The organism is Xanthomonas sp. NCPPB 2864 (assembly GCF_056675615.1).
This window is the reverse complement of record NZ_JBWWVS010000004.1, coordinates 302,606-322,424: the sequence shown is the minus strand read 5'-3', so window position 1 is coordinate 322,424 and position 19,819 is coordinate 302,606. Positions and strand designations below refer to the sequence as shown.

Here is a 19,819-nt window from a genome sequence, read left to right as displayed (position 1 = left end):
GCCGGACGTGCGCGAACGCTCCCATCAGCAACCGCCGATGCCGCTCAGGAAAACCCCTCGAAGGACAACTCGATCGCCATCACCAACGCATCTTCGCGGCCGGTGTTGGAGGGGTAGTAGCGTGGGCGCCGCCCGATTTCATTGAAGCCTTCGGAGTGATACAGCGCAATCGCCGACGGGTTGGACGGGCGCACTTCCAGAAACGCCCGCCGCGCGCCGCGATCGCAGGCGCCCTTGATCAGCGCGCGCAACAGCACCCGGCCATGCCCCTGGGATTGCGCCTCCGGTGCGATGCAGACATTGAGCACGTGCGCTTCGTCGGCGGCGATGCTGATCACCCCGTAGCCAATGACCTGCCCGCCCTGCTCCATCACCCAGCCCGGATAGCCGGCCTGCAGGCAGTCGCGAAAGATGCTGCGCGTCCACGGAAACGGATAGGCGCGGTGTTCGATCTCCATCACCACATCCAGATCGCTCTCGCGCATGGCGCGTAGCGACGTGGGCAGCGGCACGTTCAACGCGCTCATGCCGGATCCCGACGCCGCCGCAGCGCACGCAGTTGCGGCCACAGCGCGCGCTTGGCCGCCGGGTTGCCGCGCAACTCGGCCAGCGGCCAGGATGCCATCAAGGCCTGGGTATTCGGATCGCCTGGATTGCAGCCGGAGGCGCGCAGCAATGCCATCTGCAGGCGATCGGGCATGCCGACCCGGCTGCGCCGCTGCGGCGCTGCCGATGGCGCAGTCGTGACCGCAGACGGCGCGTCGGCCGGCGCAGCGGGTGCGCTGCGCCGGACCACAGGCGGTGCCGCGGGTGGCGGCATCGACGGCGCGCGCTCCACGCGTGACGGTGCAGCCGCCGCCGGCGCATGCTCGCTCGTCTCGTCAGGCGCCGCCGCGTCCACGGCGTCGCGGTCCAGATACACGGTGTGCCCCAACGCCTGCAGATACGACACCTGCAGATCGGACCACATCGGCTCGGAGGCCAATTGACTCATGGCAGCTCGGGCGTGCGCCGCCAGCGCCGCCACAGCCACATCACCGGGCCGGACAGCGCATACAGCACGCCGATCACCAGCAGCGAACGGGCCAGATCGATCACCAGCAACGCGATCACCACCGTGGCGATCGCCAGCGCCAAGAACGGCACACGGTCGGCGCGCGGACCACGCGCGCCGCCCTTGAAACTCCAGAACCGGATCCGGCTGACCATCAGCAAGGCCGCCACCACGGTGACCGCCAGCGCCAGGTAACGCAGCTGCTCGCCGTCGAAGCCCAGGCTATCGTCGGCAAAGGCCCAGACGAAGGACATCATCAGGCCGGCGGCCGCCGGGCTGGCCAGGCCGATGAACCAGCGCTTGTCGACCACGCCGACCTGCGTGTTGAAGCGCGCCAGCCGCAGCGCCGCGCAGGCCGCATACAGAAAGGCGGCCGACCAGCCGACCCGACCCATCACGTTGCTGTCGTACTTCAATGCCGACAGCGACCAGTGGTACATCACCAACGCCGGGGCCATGCCGAAGCTGACCAGGTCGGCCAGCGAGTCGTACTGCACGCCGAATTCGCTGCTGGTATTGGTCAGGCGCGCGACCCGGCCGTCCAGCCCGTCCATCACCGCGGCCACGAACACCGCCATGGCGGCCTGGACGAATTGCCCATTGGCGGCGGCGATGATGGCGTAGAAACCGGAAAACAGCCCGGCGGTGGTGAACAGGTTCGGCAGCAGGTAAATCGTGCGCGAGCGCGGGGGCGGTCTCATCTCATCCATCCGGCAAGTGTAGGGCCTGAGGTCCGTCCGGCGGTAGCGCGCCTGTGCGCCTGCAGCGTCACTTGCCAGCGCGGGCCGCGGATGCTGCAATCGCCGCGGGAATCATCCAGGGGAAGCCACATGCACCTGTCGTCCGGGCTTTGCGCCCTGCTGATGCTGGCCAGCGCCGCCGCCGGCGCGACCGATCTGTATAAATGGAAGGACGCCAGGGGCGTCACCCACTACACCGAAACCCCGCCACCGGCCGGCCAGCGCTACGAAGCGCGCCGGATCGATGCGCGCAGCGGCACCGCCGCCATCGCCGCGCCGGAAACCACCACGCCCGAATCGGCCGACTGCCTGACCGCACGCCGCAACCTGGAACTGCTCAGCGGCAAGGGCGAGGTCACCATGGGCGCCGGCGCCGACGGCAAGCCCGGCACCCCGCTGGACCCGGACGCGCGCGCGGCGCAGCGCAATCTCGCCGAGGCGGCCGCCAAGGCCTATTGCAAGCCGGCAGCGAGCGGCAATCCGGCCACCTGAGCCGGCCCGGGACCGGCCACATACCGGTCCCGGCATCCGGCCGATCGGCCGGTGCCCCTGACCGGCAGGGCGCGAGACTGGCAAACTATGGGCTTTCCGCCCAAGCGAAGCCCGATGCGTCTTTCCCAGTTCCACCTGCACACCACCAAGGAAACCCCGGCCGACGCCGAGCTGGTCAGCCACCGTCTGATGCTGCGCGCGGGCATGATCCGCAAGCTGGCCTCCGGGCTGTACACCTGGTCGCCACTGGGTCTGCGCGTGCTGCGCAAGGTCGAGGCCATCGTGCGCGAGGAAATGAACCGCGCCGGGGCGGTGGAAGTGCTGTTCCCCACCATCCAGCCGCGCGAGCTGTGGGACGCCACTGGCCGTTGGGAGAAGTTCGGCGGGCAGTTGCTCAAGATCAAGGATCGCAAGGAGCAGGAGTTCTGCTACAGCCCGACCGCCGAAGAGGCTGCGGCCGAATTCGCGCGCCAGGAGATCAACAGCTACAAGCAGCTGCCGATGAACTTCTACCAGATCCAGACCAAGTTCCGCGATGAGATCCGCCCGCGCTTCGGGGTGATGCGCGCACGCGAATTCCTGATGAAGGATGCCTATTCCTTCCATCTCACCGATGCCGACATGGCGCGCGAATACGACAACATGCGCGCGGCCTATACCCGCATCTTTACCCGGTTGGGGCTGGAATTCCGCGCCGTGCAGGCCGACTCCGGCGCCATCGGCGGCGACGCCTCGCAGGAATTCCACGTCCTCGCCGCCTCCGGCGAGGACTCGCTGGCATTTTCCACCGGCTCCGATTACGCCGCCAACGTGGAAACCGCCAGCGCCGCCCTGCCCGCCCCGCGCGCTGCGGCTGGCGAGGCGATGCGCCAGGTCGCAACGCCCACCCAGAAGACCTGCGAAGACGTCGCCCAGTTGCTGGGCATCGCGCTGCAGCGCACGGTCAAGTCGGTGGCGGTGATGACCGAAGCCGGCTTCGTGCTGGTGCTGGTGCGCGGCGATCATGCCGTCAACGAGATCAAGCTTGGCAAGGTCGCCGGCCTGGCTGGTTACCGCCTGGCCAACGAAACCGAAATCCGCGACCACCTCGGCTGCGAGCCGGGCTTTCTGGGTCCGATCAATACCGCCCGCCCGGTGCGCGTGGTGGCAGATCGCGATGTCGCGGCGCTGGCCGATTTCGTGGTCGGCGCCAATGTGCCCGGCGTGCACCTGGTGGGCGTCAACTGGGGCCGCGACCTGCCGGAACCGGAAACCGTTGCCGATGTGCGCAACGTCATCGACGGCGAACGTGCGGCCGACGGCGGCGAGCTGCGGCTGGCCCGCGGCATCGAGGTGGGGCATGTGTTCCAGCTCGGCAGCCAGTATGCGCAGGCATTGCAGGCCACCGTGATCGACGAGAACGGCAAGCCCGCAGTGATGAAGATGGGCTGCTACGGCATCGGCATATCGCGCATCGTGGCTGCGGCGATCGAGCAGAATCACGACGATGCCGGCATCGTCTGGCCCGCGCCGATGGCACCGTGGCAGGTGGTGGTCTGCATCATCAACCCCAAGCAGGATGCACAGGTGGTTGCCGCCGCTCAGGCATTGCTGGACGAATTGCTTGCCGCAGGCATTGAAGCGGCGCTGGACGATCGTGGCCTGCGCCCGGGTGCGATGTTTGCCGATATGGAACTGCTGGGCATTCCGCATCGGGTGGTGGTCTCCGAACGCGGATTGGCCGCCGGTACCTTTGAATATCGTGCCCGTACTGCGGAAGCAGCAGAAAACCTGGATAAGGCCGGATTATTCTCCCGCCTGGGTCGTTGATCAAATCACCCGAAACTACTTCGATTAGATGAACACAATGCGCCGGAGTATTTCGGCGCATTTGTCACCCGGGTTTTCTGACATTATGATGGCCAGCGCTGCCACGGACCGGCATTCTTTTCTCTCTCATCTTCCGGAGTAGTGATGTCGATCGATCTTAGCGGCCTGTCGGCCAAGCAATTGGGTGCCCTGATCAAAAACGCGAAAAAGCAGCAGACCGTGGTTGCCAAGCGCGCCCCGATTGCCAAGGTCCGCACGCAGCTGACCCGCGCGGCAAAAGCCCAGGGTTATTCCATCGAAGAATTGTTTGGCGCCAGCGCCGGTGCGGGCCGTTCGGCTGCCGCTGCCAAGCCGGGTCCGCGCGCCGGCCGCAAGCTGGGCAAGGTTGCGCCGAAATATCGCAACCCCGCCAATCCCCAGGAAGCCTGGACCGGCCGCGGCAAGCAGCCGCGCTGGCTGGCCGAACTGACCGCCGCCGGCAAGAAGGTCGAAGACTTTCTGATCAGCAAGGTCAGCGCCAAGAAGACCCCGGCCAAGAAGGCCGCGCCGCGCAAAGCCGCCACCAAGCGCGCGACCAAGAAGCCCAAGGCGGCTTGATTGTTACCAATAAAAAACGTCGGCAGTGCCGGCGTTTTTTATTGCGCGTTTTCTGCCGGTCATAAATTCTTGCGGGCCGGAATCAACAGATTGCCGAACAGCAATCCGGCCATCAAGGCCATCACGATATTGGTCACCGCCAATAGCGCGGCCTGCCCCACACTGACATCCTGTTGCTGTATCAGGGTCAGAAAGCCGCGCAGGCTGACACTGCCCGGAACCAGCATGATGATGCCGGGCAAACGGATCAATGCCCCGGGTTTTTGTATCACCCGCCCGAACAGATTACCGGCGGCGGTCAATGCCATGGCCGATGCAAAGACACCGGCCGGACCGCCCCAGGCATGCCCGGCATAACGCGCGATGACATACCCGGACATGGCCGCCGCCATGATCCATAAATAATCGCGTCGATTGGCCTTGAACAACACCGCAAACGCATAAGCGGCCACCAGCAGCGAGGCCCATTCCACCCAGCCGGCCTGCGGGCGCAATGCGGCCACCTGCGGATGCAGGCCGAGCACCTGGGTCAGCGTCACCGCGATCACTGCACCGACGGTGAGCTTGAGCACCGTGGTCACCGCACCGGCCAGCCGCGCCGTGCCCGAGACCCAGTGCTGGCTGGCCAGTTCATTGAAGGCATTGGTCAACGACATGCCGGGCAGCAGCACCACCAGCGAGGCGATGATCACCGTGTTGAGGTTCAGTGGCCCGACCAGCGAAGCCACCACTGCGGCCACCACCCCGGCCAGCAGGCCGGCCAGCGCCTCGCCGGCTTCCTTGGTCGCCGGCCGCCTGTCGGTGTATTGGGTCAGCAGGCCGATCGACATGCCGATCGCGCCGGCGGTGGCGATATCCAGCCAGGGCAGTTTCCACAGCCCTGCCACGCCGGCGGCGGCCAGCCCGAATGCCAGCACCTGCATGGTCTTGCCGCGCCGATCGACCTCGCGGTCCAGCCGCCGCAGCGCGGTGTGGCCCTGCGCGATGCTCATGCGCCCGTTGGCCACGCCGTCGGCCACGTAATCGGCCACGCTGAGCTTGTAAAGGTCGTTCTCGCCCGGGGCCAGCCGGATCACCCGGGTGATGTCGCTGGAGCCGATGGCCTTGGTCGGGTCGCTGAAGCTCAAAATGATCCCGGTGGGATTGGACCAGGGCTCGCAGTCCAGGCCCAGCTTGTGCGACAGCCCGACCACGGCGGCCTCCAGACGCTGCGCCGTGGTGCCGTAGGAATGCAGGCGTCCGGCGATTTCCGAAACAAAGGCGACGCGCTGGGCATAGGTGGCGCTGGCGGACGGTTGGACGACGGTGGCAGCGGACATGCGTGGCGGGTCGGATCGGAGAAACGCCGTCTGGCGAGACCGTCAGTGTATGCCGCAGCGCACCTGGCCGGCGCGCCGATTGTCTGTGCCGGGACCGCAGCGGCGAAGCGTCCCCATCATTCGCTCACGCCGGGCGCGGTATGCTGGCGCCACGGACAGGCCACCCATGATCAAAGCGCAACCTCCACGCATCGAACAAGACTCGCAGGATCACGCACAGGTCCGCCTTGCTGGCAGTTGGGTCCTGGCGACCGCGTTGCCCCAGGCCGAGCTGCTGCAGGCCGTGCCCGAAGGGATCCGGCGCATCGACGCGCGCGGCATCGGGCAACTGGACTCGGCCGGGGTGCTGCAGCTGCTGCGCTTCGCCAGCCGCATGGGCCTGAAGGAAGACGCGATCGACTTCCGCGATGAGCACCAGGCGCTGGTGTGCACCATCGAGGAACTCAACGACGAACGCCCCAAGCCCAAACGCGACTACGGCTTCGTCGCCGCGCTGGACCGTCTGGGCCGCACCACCCACGGCGTCGGCCAGGGCATTCTGGAGCTGAACAGCTTTCTGGGCGAAAACCTGGTCAAGATCGCGCGGCTGATCCACGAGCCGCGGCGCTTCCGCCTGACCTCCACCGTGCACCACATGGAGCAGGTCGGCCTGGATGCGGTGCCGCTGGTGGTGCTGCTGTCGTATCTGGTCGGCGCGGTGATCGCGTTCCTGGGCTCGACCATCCTGCGCGACTTCGGCGCGGAGATTTACGTGGTGGAGCTGGTGTCGATCGCCTTCCTGCGCGAATTCGCGGTGCTGCTGACCGCCATCGTGCTGGCCGGGCGCACCGCCAGTGCATTTACCGCGCAGATCGGTGCGATGAAATCGCGCGAGGAAGTGGACGCGATCCGCACCCTGGGCCTGGACCCGATCGACCTGCTGGTGATTCCGCGCCTGCTTGCGCTGATCTTCACCCTACCGCTGCTGACCTTCATCGCGATGATCGCCGGCCTGGCCGGTGGCGTCACCGTGGGCGCATTCGATCTGGATATCCCGCCGCAGATGTACCTGGCGCGCATGCACGACACCATCCAGCTGCGGCATTTCCTGGTCGGCCTATCCAAGGCGCCGCTGTTTGCGCTGGTGATCGGCCTGATCGGCTGCCTGGAAGGCCTGAAGGTCAGCGGCACCGCGCAGTCGGTTGGCGAACGCACCACCTCCTCGGTGGTGCAGACGATTTCCTTGGTCATCATCCTCGACGCGGTCGCCGCGCTGTGGTTCATGAAGATGGGGTGGTGATGAGACCGGGATTCGACATTCGGGATTCGGGATTGGTGCAAGTCACAAGCGCAGCTGGCGCCCTGACACTCGGGAGAACTGTGCTGTGACCAATCCCGAATCCCAAATCCCCAATCTCGGCACAGAGACCGACGCCGACGACGACCAGCTGGCGATTTCGGTGCGCGGGCTGACCAATCGCTTCGGCAGCCAGGTCGTGCACGAGGAGCTGGATCTGGACGTGCGGCGCGGCGAGATCCTGGGCGTGGTCGGCGGCTCGGGCACCGGCAAGTCGGTGCTGATGCGCAGCATCCTGGGCCTGCGCGAGCCCGACGCCGGCAGCATCCAGGTGTTGGGTGCGGACGCACGCTCGGGCCGTTTCGCCGACCGCCAGCACATCACCCGCAATACCGGGGTGCTGTTTCAGGACGGCGCGCTGTTCTCGTCGATGACCGTCGGCGAAAACGTGCAGGTCCCGCTGAAGGAACATCACGGCGAGTTTCCCGAGCGCTGGTATTTCGAGCTGGCGCTGCTGAAGATCAAGCTGGCCGGCCTGCCGGCCGATGCGCTGGACAAGCTGCCCTCGCAATTGTCCGGCGGCATGCGCAAGCGCGCCGGCCTGGCGCGGGCGCTGGCGCTGGATCCGCCGCTGCTGTTTCTGGACGAGCCCACCGCCGGGCTGGACCCGATCGGCGCGGCCGCCTTCGACCGGTTGATCCGCACCCTGCAACAGGCGCTGGGCCTGACCGTGTTCCTGATCACGCATGACCTGGATACGCTGTACGCCATCTGCGACCGCATCGCGGTGCTGGCCGATCGCAAGGTGATCGCCAACGCGCCGCTGGCCGAAGTCGAGCAGATCGACCACCCCTGGATCCAGGAATATTTCCACGGTCCGCGCGCCCGCGCCGCGCGCGCGGCCAAGACCGACTCCACCGAGACCGCCTGAGCATGGAAACCAAAGCCAATTACGTCCTGATCGGCGCCTTCACCATCGTGGCGGGCCTGGCCCTGCTGCTGTTCGGGCTATGGGCCGCGAAATACTCCTCCGACCGTACCTGGCAGCAATACCGGGTGGTGTTCCGCGAGGCGGTGACCGGCCTGTCGGTCGGCAGCCCGGTGCAATACAACGGCATCGCGGTCGGCTCGATCACCGAGCTGACGCTGGCGCCGAACGACCCGCGCCAGGTGGTCGCGCACGTGCGGGTGAACTCCACCACGCCGATCAAGAGCGATACCCGCGCCAAGCTGGCCATCACCAGCCTGACCGGCCCGTCGATCATCCAGCTCTCCGGCGGCACGCCCGAGGCCCCGTCGCTGACCACCATCGACAAGAGCGATGCGCCGATCATCCAGACCACGCCGTCGGCGCTGCAGAACATCACCGACACCGCCAACCGCATCGTCGAGCGCATGGACCAGATGCTCTCGGACAAGAACGTGGCCAGCATCACCGCCACCTTGCAGAATCTGGAAAAGATCAGTGGTGGCATCGCCGACCGCGACGAAGGCATGCAGGCGCTGATCGTCAGCGCGCGCGATGCCGCACGCAATCTGGACACCACCCTGACCACCACCAACGGCACCATCAAGCGGCTGGACCAGAACCTGGTGCAGCAGCTGCCGGGCATCCTGGAAAAGCTCGACGCCACCCTGGTCAAGCTGGATTCGGCAGCCGGCAACGCCGACAACATCCTTGGCGAGAACCGCGCGGCCATCAATAGTTTTGCCAACGACGGACTGGGCCAGCTCGGGCCCACGCTGACCGAATTGCGCGGCCTGATCCGCGACCTGCGCCGGGTCAGCGACAAACTGGACAACAACCCTGCGCGCTACCTGCTCGGCCGCGACGCACCCAAGGAGTTCGAACCGAAATGACTGCCATGCGCCTGTTGCGTCCCATGTTGTGCGTCTCGTTGCTGGCGCTGGGCGGCTGCTCGGTGTTGACCGGCGGCGACAAGAAACCGGCCACCATTTACGCACCTAACGTGCGGATTGCGCCGAACCCGTCCTGGCCGCAGGTGAGCTGGCAGCTGTCGGTGTCCAAGCCCAGCGCCGCGCGGGTGATCGACAGCCCGCGCATCAACGTACGCCCGACCCCGGGCGAGTTGCAGGTCTATCACGGCGCAGGCTGGGCGCAGCCGGCCACCGATATGCTGGAAGACAGCGTGGTCCGCGCGTTCGAGGACTCCGGCAAGATCGCCGCCGTCGCCCGTATCGGCACCGGCATCCGCTCCGACTACAAGCTGGCGATCGACCTGCGCCGCTTCGAGTCCGATTACGCCGGCCAGTCGCTGCCCTCGGCCACCATCGAACTCAATGCCAAACTGCTGCACGCCGCCGATCAGCGCGTGGTGGCCTCGCGCACTTTCCTGATCGCACGCCCGTCCAGCGGCACCGACACGGCTGCGGTGGCAGCGGCATTCGAACAGGCGATGACGCAGGCCACCACCGAACTGGTCGGCTGGACCTTGGTCACCGGCCAGCAGGACAGCCAGAGCCTACCGCGTTCGTTGTAAGCGCAGGCGACAGATCTTAGAGCGGTTAACAAAGCACTTCACGCCGGTCTACCGCGGGGCGGCTGATCTGCGGCCTGGCTGCAGGGCCCTTGCCCGCCCACCGTCGCGGGACACGCCGCAAGTACGTCCATGTAGGCTCTTCTGCGGCATCCATGCCGCAGAAGGTCCCGCGACGGTGGGCGGGCAAGGACCAGTCAAGATGGTCGGTGTGCATGGCTTTCAACAAAGCAGCCAACAAACTGTCTGGTGCGGTGTCCTCACCGATTGCGGGACCGTGTGGCGGCATGGATGCCGCCACCGAGCCCCCAGGGACGGGTTCACGGCGTGTCCCGCGAGCGGTGAGGGCACCGCGCCCTCGACCCACTCAGCGTTTGACTCGCACTGCTGACTACATCCCCCCAGATGTGGACAACAAAACCACTGCACTCACTGCCAGCCAAGCGCTCGCTACGCTTCGTTAGCCGCTCTTATGGCGGGGACACGCGCGGCGCAATCTGGCGAAAGGTCAGATTGATGCGCTCGCCGATGGGCTTTGCGGTGCGCGGCAATGCATGCTTGTAGTGGCGCTGGGTCTCGCCTGCCATCAGCAGCAGATCGCCGTGCCCCAATTCCAGCGTCTGCTTCAACGCAGCATCGTCACGATGCTTGAATGCAAAGCGCCGCGTCGCGCCCAGGCTTACCGAGGCGATCAATGGTCGCGCCCCCAACTCCGGCTCGTCGTCGCTATGCCAGCCCATCGCATCGTTGCCGCTGCGGTAACGGTTGGCCAGCACGCTGTTGAACGGCGCCCCGGTCTCGGCCAGCAGGCGCGTGCGTAGAGGCTGCAATACCTCCAGCCACGGCTGCGACGCGAACTGCGTGCCCGAGTAGCGATAGCTGGTGTCCGGGTCGCCCATCCAGCTGCTCAGACGCGGCGAATCGACCGTGCGCCCGAACATGCGGATGCGATGTACCTCCCACTGCACCTGCGTCAGCAGCGCCTGCAGCAGCGCATCGGCCTGCGCGCGCGGCAACCAGCCGCGACACCAGGCGATCTCCGCTTGCGGCAATGCCACCCGAATCTTCATGCATCAAACGCTAGCACGCGCCCGCTGAGTGGAGGCTGCGCGGCGCGTATGAATCGATCCGATTTGCCGCCGTCACATCGAATCCCGGAAAATGCGCGGCAGCCATCGAGCCAACGGGAGCGGAGCAATGTCGGAAGCAGGAGTCGGCGCAAATGCGCCAGAGACGGTCGAGCGCGACGTGATGGAGTACGACGTCGTCACCGTCGGCGCCGGTCCGGCCGGGCTGGCCTTTGCGATCCGGCTCAAGCAGCTCGATCCGGCCATCAGCGTCTGCGTGATCGAAAAATCCAGCACCATCGGTGCGCATATCCTGTCCGGCGCGGTGATCGAGCCGGGCCCGCTGGATGCCTTGCTGCCGGGCTGGCGCGACAACCCGCCGCCGATCTGCGTGGCTGCCACCGAGGACGAATTCTGGTTTCTCGGCAAGGACAGCGCGCGCAAGTTCCCGGTGGTGCCGCCAGGCATGCGCAACCACGGCAATTTCATCGTCAGCCTGGGCGCAATGTGCGCCTGGCTGGCGCCGCAGGCCGAAGCGCTGGGTGTGGAGATCTACCCCGGCTTTGCCGCCGCCGAAACCCTGCACGACGACAACGGCCAGGTCATCGGCGTGCGTATAGGCGACATGGGCGTGGCCAAGGACGGTTCGCACAAGCCCGGTTACACCGCCGGCATCGATATCCGTGCCAAGGTCACCGTACTGGCCGAAGGCGCGCGCGGGCATCTGACCAAGCGCCTGCTCAAACGCTTCGACCTCACCGCCGATGCCGACCCGCAGGGCTATTCGATCGGCATCAAGGAGCTGTGGCAGGTACCGGAGGGGCGCGTCAGTCCCGGCAAGATCGTGCACACGCTAGGCTGGCCGGCCGACAACCGCACCTACGGCGGCAGCTTCCTGTATCACCTGGACAACAACCAGATCGCGCTCGGTTATGTGAGCGGACTGGACTACAGCGACCCGAAGTACCAGCCGTGGGAAGCCTTCCAGCAATGGAAGAACCACGCGCTGATCAAGCCATTGCTGGAAGGCGGCAGCATCCTCTCGGCCGGCGCGCGTGCCATCGTCACCGGCGGCTGGCAATCGCTGCCGAAGGTGGAAATGCCCGGTGCCCTGCTGATCGGCGACACCGCCGGCCTGCTCAACGTGCCCAAGATCAAGGGCACCCATCAGGCGATCCGCAGCGGCATGCTGGCCGCCGAACATCTGGTGCAATCGCAGCTGGCGCCGCAAGGCTTCGACGCGAAACTGCGCGCGTCCGATGCGATGGCCGAGTTGAAGCAGGTGCGCAACATCAAGCCCGGTTTCAAGAAGGGCCTGTGGTTCGGCCTGCTCAATGCCGCCTGGGAAACCGCGCTCAAGGGCGCCTCGCCATGGACGCTGAAGAACAAACCCGACTGGTCGGCATTGCACAAGATCGGCGACTACGAGCAACCCAACCGCGACTACGGCACGCGCGAGCTCGCCCCGCGCGACCGCCTGCAGGCGGTCTACTTCGCTGCCACCGAGCACGACGAAGACCAGCCCGTGCATCTGAAGGTGCTCGACACCGACGTCTGCGCCACCCGCTGCGTACAGGAGTACGACAACCCCTGCACCCGCTTCTGCCCGGCCAACGTCTACGAAATGGTCGCAGACACCGGTAGCCCCTCCGGCAAGCGCCTGCAGATCAACGCCGCCAACTGCGTGCACTGCAAGACCTGCGACATCAAGGACCCGTACGAGATCATCACCTGGGTCACCCCGGAGGGTGGTTCGGGCCCGAACTACCAGAATCTGTGAGTAGCCAGTGGCGTACCGCGTGACCGGCAGTCTTTCCAAACTCATGGCTGCGGCGCGTCGCTCGGTAGAACTCCATGGCGGCGGTTTCTCTGGCACAACCGCAGTCGCAATACGGGCACTCAAGCTGATACGCGCCTTGGGAATTCGTGGCTTGGTGGGGCGGTTACAGCTAGCCGGGCGCGCACGCCCGGCGGTTCATCGCCTGCCTGACCAACACCCATTCCCCGCGCCTGCTCCCCTGTCGCAGCTGCAGCTCAAGATTGGCGTGATGCTGCACGTCTTCTATCCCGACCTGATCGACGAATTCGCGCAGTCGCTCCAGCACATGCCGGTGGGTTATGACCTGCTGGTATCGGTGATGGATGACACAGCCGCAGCTCAGGCGCGCGAGCGCTTTTCAAAGCTGCCGCAGGTCGAGAAGCTCGAGATACGCGTCGTGCCCAATCGCGGCCGTGACATCGCACCGCTCTTGGTGACGTTTCGCGAGCAGATCCTGGCATTGGATGTTGTCGGCCATCTGCATACGAAAAAATCGCTGTATACCGGCAGCGAACAAGGCGAGTGGCGTCGCTACCTGGTGTCATCCCTGATGGGGAGCCCGGAGCGTATCGCCTGGCAACTGGGGATGTTTCAGGCCGAGCCGCGGCTCGGCATGCTTTATCCCGAAAGTTACGAGCGGGTGCTGCTGTGGGCGCATACCTGGCTCAGCAATTTCAGCGTCTGTCGCACACTTGCCCAGCGACTTGGATTCGACATCAGCCCCTCGGAGTACATCGATTTTCCTGCCGGATCGATGTTCTGGGCGAAGGTGGATGCACTGCGGCCGTTGTACGCACTGAATCTGGAACTCAAGGACTTCCCCGAAGAGCACGGGCAGATCGACGGCACCCTGCACCACGCAGTGGAACGCTTGTTCGTCGCTGTGGTGCGCCATCAGCGGTATCGCATCGGCATCCTGCCGCAAGACGGGACGCTGTCACTCAGCGACGAGGGTGGACGCAACTGGCAGGCGTCGCTCGAGACGCCGATCGCCACACGATTGACACTGTCGTCCCTGCAGGCTCGACTGGTGTCGCTGGATATCTTCGACACCTTGGTAGTGAGGCCGTTCCTGTTTCCGGCCGGCGCCCGCGCCTTTCTTGCCCACCTGATAGCACGCCAATTCGGGATCGGAAATTTTCTCGAACTACGCGAACTTGCCGAGTCAAAAGCGCGCCATCAACGTGGCGCCGATGTCGATCTATCGAGCATCTACGCCACACTGGCTGGCCTGCCCGATGCGAAGGGACTTCCGACCAGCGCCCTCCAGGCACTGGAAGTGGCCCTGGAAGCCCGGCTGCTGCGACCACGCCAGGGCGTGATCGCAGCAGCGACGCAACTAAAGCAACGTGGCATCCGCCTGGTTGCGCTTTCGGACATGTATCTGGATAGCGCATTGCTGCAGCAGGTCCTGCCACCAGAAGTCAGCGCACTGCCGGCTGCCTGGTATGTGTCCTGCGAGACGGGCTGGCGCAAGGATGCCGACAATGTCTGGAGGGAGCTGCCGGCCCTCGAGAAAATCGATGCCTCCCAGTGGCTGCATGTCGGCGACAACGAACATGCAGATGTCCAGCGTCCACAGATGCACAAGCTGTTGACACCGGTGCATGTGCTTCGGCCATCCGCACTGCTGGAGGTGATTCCTGCATTGCGCCCGCTGAGAGCCGCTTCGGGGGCGGCAACCCGGTGGCAGGACCAGTTGTGGCTTGGCCTGCTGGCCAATCGGCTCGCCGATCTTGCCGACCGGCACCCGGACACGTTGATGCCAGTGCCGGTTCTTTCACCGGCCTGTCTTGGCTATGTGGTGATCGGCCCGCTGATCTTCGATTATCTCGCCTGGCTGATCCGCACGGCGAAGCAACGCAATATCGAAACGATCTTGTTCCTGAGCCGGGAAGGCCACCTGCTGGAGCAGGGGTTCCAGCTGGTGAGGCAGACATCCCCTGCACTGCAGCAGCTGCATGGCAAGTATCTGCTGGCGTCGCGGCGGGGAACCGGAACCCCTTCACTGCATGCGCCGGATGATCTTGCACTGCTGCTGGATAGCACCTACACCGGAACACTGGGCAACCTGGTACAGGCGCGCCTGGGAGAGGCTGCAGCACATATTCTGGAACGTCGCCTGGGCCGCCCGGTCATGCAACGCGATGTCTACCTGCCGGAGATGCATGCCGAGCTGCTGGAACTGATTGCGCCGGCGATCAACGAACTGCTGGCGCTCGCCGAAACTGAAAGGACGGCTTACCTGCATTACTGGAGAGCGATTGCAGGCGACGGCACCGCCATGGTGGCCGACATAGGTTATTCCGGCACCATCCAGGCCAACCTCATAAGATTGACCGGACAGCCGCTGGGTGGCGCTTATTTTGCATTGAACGGGCGCGCCACAAAGATTACTGCGCAGAGCTGGGCAGCCGCCCGCTATTTCGATGGCCGTACCGAGAGCGACCCGGAGCAGTCAGCGATCCTGCGCCACGATCTGCTCTTGGAAACACTGCTCACCGCTCCTTCGCCGCAATTTTCCTGCTTCACAGCCAGCAACGACGTTCCGACTGCGGTCTACGCCCATCCGGAACTGTCGACAGCGCAATGGGCGACGATCGCGCAGGTGCACGAAGGCGCGTTGGCATTCATTGCAGACGTCTGCCAGGTTGCGCAGGACCAAAGCTACCTGCTGGACTTCGACCGACCCTCGGTCCAGATCCCGCTGCAATGCATCGGTTCCGGACGCTGGCAGGCGCCGTGGCTGGCGGATCTGCAACTGGACGACCGTTTCACCGGACGCGGCGTGGTGCGGGCCGGATGACCTGACGGCCGTCCGGCCTTGCCTCACGATTGAGGCGTCAGAATTGTCACACCGGTCTTCTGGCGCAATTCCTCCAGCGCCACTCCCTCGGCCGCCTCCACCAGCACCAGCCCGCGATCGGTGACGTCGAATACCGCCAGGTCGGTGATGATGCGATCGACCACGCCGACGCCGGTCAATGGCAGGTCGCATTCGCGTAGGATCTTGTGGCTGCCGTCCTTGGCGACGTGTTCCATCAGCACGACAACGCGCTTGACGCCGGCCACCAGGTCCATCGCGCCGCCCATGCCCTTGACCATCTTGCCGGGCACCATCCAGTTGGCCAGGTCGCCGCGCTCGGTCACCTGCATCGCACCGAGAATCGCCAGATCGATGTGCCCGCCGCGGATCATCGCAAACGAGTCGTGGCTACCGAAATAACTGGCGCCGGCACGCGCGGTGACTGTCTGCTTGCCGGCATTGATCAGGTCCGCATCCACCTCGTCCTCGCTGGGAAACGGGCCGATGCCGAGCAGGCCGTTTTCCGATTGCAGCCATACGTCCACGCCATCGGGAATGTGGTTGGCCACCAGCGTCGGCAGGCCGATGCCCAGGTTGACGTAGGCACCATCGGTCAACTCGCGCGCCGCACGTGCGGCCATCTGGTCTCTGGTCCAGGCCATCAGTGCTGTCCTTCGCGCACGGTGCGCTGTTCGATGCGTTTTTCCGGGGTGGCGTTGAGCACCAGCCGGTCGACATAGATACCGGGCAGATGCACCTGGTCCGGATCGACCGCACCCACCTCCACGATCTCCTCGACCTCGGCGACGCAGACGCGACCGGCCATGGCGCAGGCCGGGTTGAAGTTGCGCGCGGTCTTGCGGAACACCAGATTGCCGGCCGTATCCGCACGCCAGGCCTTGACCAGCGCGACGTCGGCCTGCAGCGCGGTTTCCATTACGTACTGCTTGCCGTCGAATTGCCGGGTTTCCTTGCCCTGGGCGACGATGGTGCCGTAACCGGTTGCCGTGTAGAACGCGGGAATTCCCGCACCGCCCGCGCGCAGGCGCTCGGCCAGCGTGCCTTGCGGGTTGAACTCCAGCTCCAGTTCGCCGGCCAGGTACTGCCGCTCGAATTCCTTGTTCTCGCCCACGTAGGACGAAATCATCTTGCGGATCTGCCGGGTGACCAATAATTGACCCAGCCCGAATCCGTCGACACCCGCATTGTTGGAGATCACGGTCAATCCGCTGACCCCGCTCGCGCGCACTGCCGCGATCAGCGCTTCCGGGATTCCGCACAATCCGAAGCCGCCGACCGCCAGGGTCTGGCCATCGGCCAGCACCCCATCCAGCGCCGCCCCGGCGTCGGCATAGCGTTTGCCGCTTGCTGCACCACGTCCACCATTGCTCATCACCGCCCTCGCCTCGCTGATGTGAAGCGGCCATTCTAGCCGCTGACTGTTCCCTGTCCCCGATCGCAATTCCGCCACACCCAAGACACGGCACAGCCGCTAAACTCGTAATTCCCCCATCCCACATCCCAGGAATTGCCCATGACGCTACCCGCCTTCAAGGCCTACGATATTCGCGGCCGCGTGCCGGATGAACTCAACGAGGACTTGGCGCGCCGCATCGGCGTGGCACTGGCGGCGCAGCTGGAGCAAGGGCCCGTGGTCTTGGGCCACGACGTGCGCCTGGCCAGTCCCGGCCTGCAGGAAGCGCTCTCCGCCGGCCTACGCGCCAGCGGCCGCGAAGTGATCGACATCGGCCTGTGCGGCACCGAGGAGGTCTATTTCCAGACCGATTACCTCAAGGCAGCCGGCGGCGTGATGGTCACTGCCAGCCATAACCCGATGGACTACAACGGCATGAAGCTGGTCCGCGAGCAGGCGCGACCGATCAGCTCCGACACCGGCCTGTTCGCGATCCGCGACACCGTCGCTGCCGATACCGCCGCACCGGGCGAGCCAACCGCAAGCGAGCAGAGCCGCACCGACAAGACCGCCTACCTTGAGCATCTGCTCAGCTACGTGGACCGCAGCACGCTCAAGCCGCTCAAGCTGGTGGTCAACGCCGGCAACGGCGGCGCCGGCCTGATCGTCGACCTGCTTGCTCCGCAGCTGCCGTTCGAGTTCATCCGCGTCTTCCACGAACCCGATGGCAACTTCCCCAACGGCATCCCCAACCCGCTGCTGCCGGAAAACCGCGACGCCACCGCCAGGGCGGTCAAGGAGCATGGCGCCGACTTCGGTATCGCCTGGGACGGCGACTTCGATCGCTGCTTCTTCTTTGATCACACCGGCCGCTTCATCGAAGGTTATTACCTGGTCGGCCTGCTGGCCCAGGCGATCCTGGCCAAGCAGCCCGGTGGCAAGGTCGTGCACGACCCGCGCCTGACCTGGAACACCGTCGAGATGGTCGAGGACGCCGGCGGCATCCCGGTGCTGTGCAAGAGCGGCCATGCCTTCATCAAGGAAAAGATGCGCAGCGAAAACGCCGTGTATGGCGGCGAGATGAGCGCGCACCACTATTTCCGCGAGTTCGCCTACGCCGACTCCGGCATGATCCCGTGGTTGTTGATCGCCGAGCTGGTGTCGCAGTCCGGTCGTTCGCTGGCGGATCTGGTCGAGGCGCGCATGCAGAAATTCCCCTGCAGCGGCGAGATCAACTTCAAGGTGGACGACGCCAAGGCGGCGGTTGCCCGCGTAATGGATCACTACGGCGATCAGTCGCCGGAGCTGGACTATACCGACGGCATCAGTGCCGACTTCGGCCAATGGCGCTTCAACCTGCGCAGCTCCAACACCGAGCCGCTGCTGCGTCTGAACGTGGAAACGCGCGGCGACGCCGCCCTGCTGGAAACGCGTACGCAGGAAATTTCCAACCTGCTGCGCGGCTGATTTAACATCTTCCCCCACTTTGACGCATTGGAGTTTCCCCCGCTCATGAGCGACGTCCTTCCGATCATCCTGTCCGGCGGTTCCGGCACGCGCCTTTGGCCGTTGTCGCGCGAATCCTATCCCAAGCAGTTCCTGCCGCTGGTCGGCGAGCACAGCATGCTGCAGGCCACCTGGCTGCGTTCCGCTCCGGTGGCGGCGCATGCCCCCATCGTGGTGGCCAACGAGGAACACCGCTTCATGGCCGCCGAGCAGTTGCAGCAGTTGGGTGTCAAGCCGTCTGCCATCCTGCTCGAGCCCAAGGGACGTAACACCGCCCCGGCGATTGCTGTAGCCGCCCTGGAAGCCACCCGCAATGGCGACGATCCGCTGTTGCTGGTGCTGCCGTCCGACCACGTGATTCGTGACGAAGCCGCCTTCCAGGCTGCCGTGACAGTTGCGGCAGCTGCCGCAGCGCAAGGCAAGCTGGTCACCTTCGGCATCAAGCCCACCGCGCCCGAAACCGGCTACGGCTACATCAAGGCCGGTGCCGGCACCGGCGCCACCGCGGTCGAGCGCTTCGTCGAAAAGCCCGACCTGGCCACCGCGCAAGGCTATCTGGCCAGCGGCGAGTACTACTGGAACAGCGGCATGTTCCTGTTCCGTGCCTCGCGCTATCTGGAAGAATTGCGCAAGTTCCAGCCTGCCATCGCTGATGCGTGCCAGAAGGCGTGGGAAGGCGGCAAGCGCGACGCCGACTTCACCCGTCTGGACAAGGACGCGTTCGCCTCCAGCCCGTCGGATTCGATCGACTATGCGGTGATGGAAAAGACTGCCGATGCAGTGGTGGTGCCGTTGGATGCCGGCTGGAACGATGTCGGTTCGTGGTCGTCGCTGCTGGACGTCTCCGAACAGGACGGCCAGGGTAATGCGCACCACGGCGATGTCATCCAGCTGGACTGCAAGAACACCTATGCGTACGGCTCGCGCCTGATCGCCATGGTCGGCCTGGAAGACGTCGTCGTCGTCGAGACGCCGGACGCCGTGCTGGTCGGTCATCGCGATCGCATCCAGGAGGTCAAGGACGTGGTCGGCCAGATCAAGACGGCTGGCCGTTCAGAGGCCACCTGGCATCGCAAGGTCTATCGGCCGTGGGGCGCCTACGATTCGATCGACATGGGCCAGCGCCACCAGGTCAAGCGCATCACCGTCAAACCCGGTGCGGTGCTGAGCCTGCAGATGCATCACCATCGCGCCGAACACTGGATCGTGGTGAGCGGAACCGCCGAAGTCACCCGTGGCGACGAGGTGCTGCTGCTGACCGAAAACCAGAGTACCTACATCCCACTGGGCGTGACCCATCGCCTGCGCAATCCGGGTAAGTTGCCATTGGAGCTGATCGAAGTGCAGTCCGGCAGCTACCTGGGCGAAGACGACATCGTGCGTTTCGAAGACACCTACGGGCGCGCCTGATCGGTCGCTTGC

The 19,819-nt window shown here is 65.3% G+C and carries 18 protein-coding genes; 11 read left to right on the top strand and 7 right to left on the bottom strand.

All coding sequences use genetic code 11. From position 1 onward, the window contains the following. Positions 1-44: 44 nt before the first annotated feature. From rimI to pssA, 3 genes are read right to left on the bottom strand one after another with little or no spacing between them, the layout of a single operon-like run. A complete protein-coding gene (gene rimI / locus AC1KVE_RS12030) occupies positions 45-527 on the bottom strand; it encodes a ribosomal protein S18-alanine N-acetyltransferase (protein ID WP_024939133.1) in 483 nt (160 codons plus the stop codon). Next, entirely contained in the window at positions 524-994 is a 471-nt protein-coding gene (locus AC1KVE_RS12025; RefSeq protein WP_046344356.1) for an alanine acetyltransferase, read from the bottom strand. The genes rimI and AC1KVE_RS12025 overlap by 4 nt, the downstream gene beginning before the upstream one ends. After that, positions 991-1,764, bottom strand: a complete 774-nt coding sequence (gene pssA / locus AC1KVE_RS12020; RefSeq protein ID WP_016902892.1) for a CDP-diacylglycerol--serine O-phosphatidyltransferase — start codon at positions 1,762-1,764, stop codon at positions 991-993. The genes AC1KVE_RS12025 and pssA overlap by 4 nt, the downstream gene beginning before the upstream one ends. A 120-nt stretch (positions 1,765-1,884) precedes the next feature. Here pssA and AC1KVE_RS12015 point away from each other — a divergent pair, with 120 nt between their 5' ends. The 3 genes from AC1KVE_RS12015 (at position 1,885) to AC1KVE_RS12005 (ending at position 4,692) form a co-directional block, all read left to right on the top strand. Continuing rightward, entirely contained in the window at positions 1,885-2,286 is a 402-nt protein-coding gene (locus tag AC1KVE_RS12015) for a DUF4124 domain-containing protein (RefSeq protein WP_104626241.1), read from the top strand. Between the two features lie 114 nt (positions 2,287-2,400). Next, positions 2,401-4,095, top strand: a complete 1,695-nt coding sequence (locus tag AC1KVE_RS12010; protein ID WP_481092121.1) for a proline--tRNA ligase — start codon at positions 2,401-2,403, stop codon at positions 4,093-4,095. A gap of 144 nt (positions 4,096-4,239) precedes the next feature. Next, complete coding sequence (locus tag AC1KVE_RS12005; RefSeq protein ID WP_102251252.1) at positions 4,240-4,692, top strand: H-NS histone family protein; 453 nt, start codon at positions 4,240-4,242, stop codon at positions 4,690-4,692. A gap of 59 nt (positions 4,693-4,751) precedes the next feature. Here the strand turns inward: AC1KVE_RS12005 and AC1KVE_RS12000 are convergent, their stop codons facing one another. Further along, entirely contained in the window at positions 4,752-6,011 is a 1,260-nt protein-coding gene (locus tag AC1KVE_RS12000; protein ID WP_024938335.1) for a threonine/serine exporter family protein, read from the bottom strand. Positions 6,012-6,060: 49 nt separating this feature from the next. On the opposite strand from AC1KVE_RS12000, the gene AC1KVE_RS11995 reads away from it, so the two are divergent. The 4 genes from AC1KVE_RS11995 (at position 6,061) to AC1KVE_RS11980 (ending at position 9,788) form a co-directional block, all read left to right on the top strand. After that, the gene (locus tag AC1KVE_RS11995) at positions 6,061-7,290 is read left to right on the top strand and encodes an MlaE family ABC transporter permease (protein ID WP_372358572.1); all 1,230 of its coding nucleotides are present in this window, start codon (positions 6,061-6,063) and stop codon (positions 7,288-7,290) included. 85 nt (positions 7,291-7,375) lie between these two features. Continuing rightward, on the top strand, positions 7,376-8,218 hold the full coding sequence (locus tag AC1KVE_RS11990) for an ABC transporter ATP-binding protein (protein ID WP_440585117.1): 843 nt from the start codon (positions 7,376-7,378) through the stop codon (positions 8,216-8,218). Between the two features lie 2 nt (positions 8,219-8,220). After that, positions 8,221-9,147: an MlaD family protein gene (locus AC1KVE_RS11985; RefSeq protein ID WP_011035876.1), complete on the top strand. Its 927-nt coding sequence runs from the start codon at positions 8,221-8,223 to the stop codon at positions 9,145-9,147. After that, positions 9,144-9,788: an ABC-type transport auxiliary lipoprotein family protein gene (locus tag AC1KVE_RS11980; protein WP_184458184.1), complete on the top strand. Its 645-nt coding sequence runs from the start codon at positions 9,144-9,146 to the stop codon at positions 9,786-9,788. The genes AC1KVE_RS11985 and AC1KVE_RS11980 overlap by 4 nt, the downstream gene beginning before the upstream one ends. Positions 9,789-10,255: 467 nt before the next feature. Here AC1KVE_RS11980 and AC1KVE_RS11975 read toward each other — a convergent pair whose 3' ends face one another. Next, positions 10,256-10,855: an alpha-ketoglutarate-dependent dioxygenase AlkB family protein gene (locus AC1KVE_RS11975; RefSeq protein WP_184458182.1), complete on the bottom strand. Its 600-nt coding sequence runs from the start codon at positions 10,853-10,855 to the stop codon at positions 10,256-10,258. A 127-nt stretch (positions 10,856-10,982) separates the two neighbouring features. On the opposite strand from AC1KVE_RS11975, the gene AC1KVE_RS11970 reads away from it, so the two are divergent. Further along, the gene (locus AC1KVE_RS11970) at positions 10,983-12,632 is read left to right on the top strand and encodes an electron transfer flavoprotein-ubiquinone oxidoreductase (protein WP_154832653.1); all 1,650 of its coding nucleotides are present in this window, start codon (positions 10,983-10,985) and stop codon (positions 12,630-12,632) included. Positions 12,633-12,741: 109 nt separating this feature from the next. Continuing rightward, a complete protein-coding gene (locus tag AC1KVE_RS11965; protein WP_456363003.1) occupies positions 12,742-15,477 on the top strand; it encodes a rhamnan synthesis F family protein in 2,736 nt (911 codons plus the stop codon). A 23-nt stretch (positions 15,478-15,500) separates the two neighbouring features. On the opposite strand, the gene AC1KVE_RS11960 is transcribed toward AC1KVE_RS11965, so the two are convergent. Further along, on the bottom strand, positions 15,501-16,139 hold the full coding sequence (locus AC1KVE_RS11960; protein WP_102580555.1) for a CoA transferase subunit B: 639 nt from the start codon (positions 16,137-16,139) through the stop codon (positions 15,501-15,503). Beyond that, complete coding sequence (locus tag AC1KVE_RS11955) at positions 16,139-16,870, bottom strand: CoA transferase subunit A (RefSeq protein ID WP_184458180.1); 732 nt, start codon at positions 16,868-16,870, stop codon at positions 16,139-16,141. Before AC1KVE_RS11955 ends, AC1KVE_RS11960 begins: the two co-directional genes overlap by 1 nt. A 141-nt stretch (positions 16,871-17,011) precedes the next feature. Here AC1KVE_RS11955 and AC1KVE_RS11950 point away from each other — a divergent pair, with 141 nt between their 5' ends. Continuing rightward, on the top strand, positions 17,012-18,358 hold the full coding sequence (locus tag AC1KVE_RS11950) for a phosphohexomutase domain-containing protein (protein ID WP_024938344.1): 1,347 nt from the start codon (positions 17,012-17,014) through the stop codon (positions 18,356-18,358). 45 nt (positions 18,359-18,403) lie between these two features. Beyond that, complete coding sequence (locus AC1KVE_RS11945; protein ID WP_024938345.1) at positions 18,404-19,807, top strand: mannose-1-phosphate guanylyltransferase/mannose-6-phosphate isomerase; 1,404 nt, start codon at positions 18,404-18,406, stop codon at positions 19,805-19,807. Positions 19,808-19,819: the final 12 nt, after the last annotated feature.

Coding starts and splice junctions, on each gene's coding strand:
- rimI (WP_024939133.1), bottom strand. CDS start 527: ATGAGCGCGTTGAACGTGCCGCTGCCCACGTCGCTACGCGCCATGCGC.
- AC1KVE_RS12025 (WP_046344356.1), bottom strand. CDS start 994: ATGAGTCAATTGGCCTCCGAGCCGATGTGGTCCGATCTGCAGGTGTCG.
- pssA (WP_016902892.1), bottom strand. CDS start 1,764: ATGGATGAGATGAGACCGCCCCCGCGCTCGCGCACGATTTACCTGCTG.
- AC1KVE_RS12015 (WP_104626241.1), top strand. CDS start 1,885: ATGCACCTGTCGTCCGGGCTTTGCGCCCTGCTGATGCTGGCCAGCGCC.
- AC1KVE_RS12010 (WP_481092121.1), top strand. CDS start 2,401: ATGCGTCTTTCCCAGTTCCACCTGCACACCACCAAGGAAACCCCGGCC.
- AC1KVE_RS12005 (WP_102251252.1), top strand. CDS start 4,240: ATGTCGATCGATCTTAGCGGCCTGTCGGCCAAGCAATTGGGTGCCCTG.
- AC1KVE_RS12000 (WP_024938335.1), bottom strand. CDS start 6,011: ATGTCCGCTGCCACCGTCGTCCAACCGTCCGCCAGCGCCACCTATGCC.
- AC1KVE_RS11995 (WP_372358572.1), top strand. CDS start 6,061: ATGCCGCAGCGCACCTGGCCGGCGCGCCGATTGTCTGTGCCGGGACCG.
- AC1KVE_RS11985 (WP_011035876.1), top strand. CDS start 8,221: ATGGAAACCAAAGCCAATTACGTCCTGATCGGCGCCTTCACCATCGTG.
- AC1KVE_RS11980 (WP_184458184.1), top strand. CDS start 9,144: ATGACTGCCATGCGCCTGTTGCGTCCCATGTTGTGCGTCTCGTTGCTG.
- AC1KVE_RS11975 (WP_184458182.1), bottom strand. CDS start 10,855: ATGAAGATTCGGGTGGCATTGCCGCAAGCGGAGATCGCCTGGTGTCGC.
- AC1KVE_RS11970 (WP_154832653.1), top strand. CDS start 10,983: ATGTCGGAAGCAGGAGTCGGCGCAAATGCGCCAGAGACGGTCGAGCGC.
- AC1KVE_RS11960 (WP_102580555.1), bottom strand. CDS start 16,139: ATGGCCTGGACCAGAGACCAGATGGCCGCACGTGCGGCGCGCGAGTTG.
- AC1KVE_RS11955 (WP_184458180.1), bottom strand. CDS start 16,870: ATGAGCAATGGTGGACGTGGTGCAGCAAGCGGCAAACGCTATGCCGAC.
- AC1KVE_RS11950 (WP_024938344.1), top strand. CDS start 17,012: ATGACGCTACCCGCCTTCAAGGCCTACGATATTCGCGGCCGCGTGCCG.
- AC1KVE_RS11945 (WP_024938345.1), top strand. CDS start 18,404: ATGAGCGACGTCCTTCCGATCATCCTGTCCGGCGGTTCCGGCACGCGC.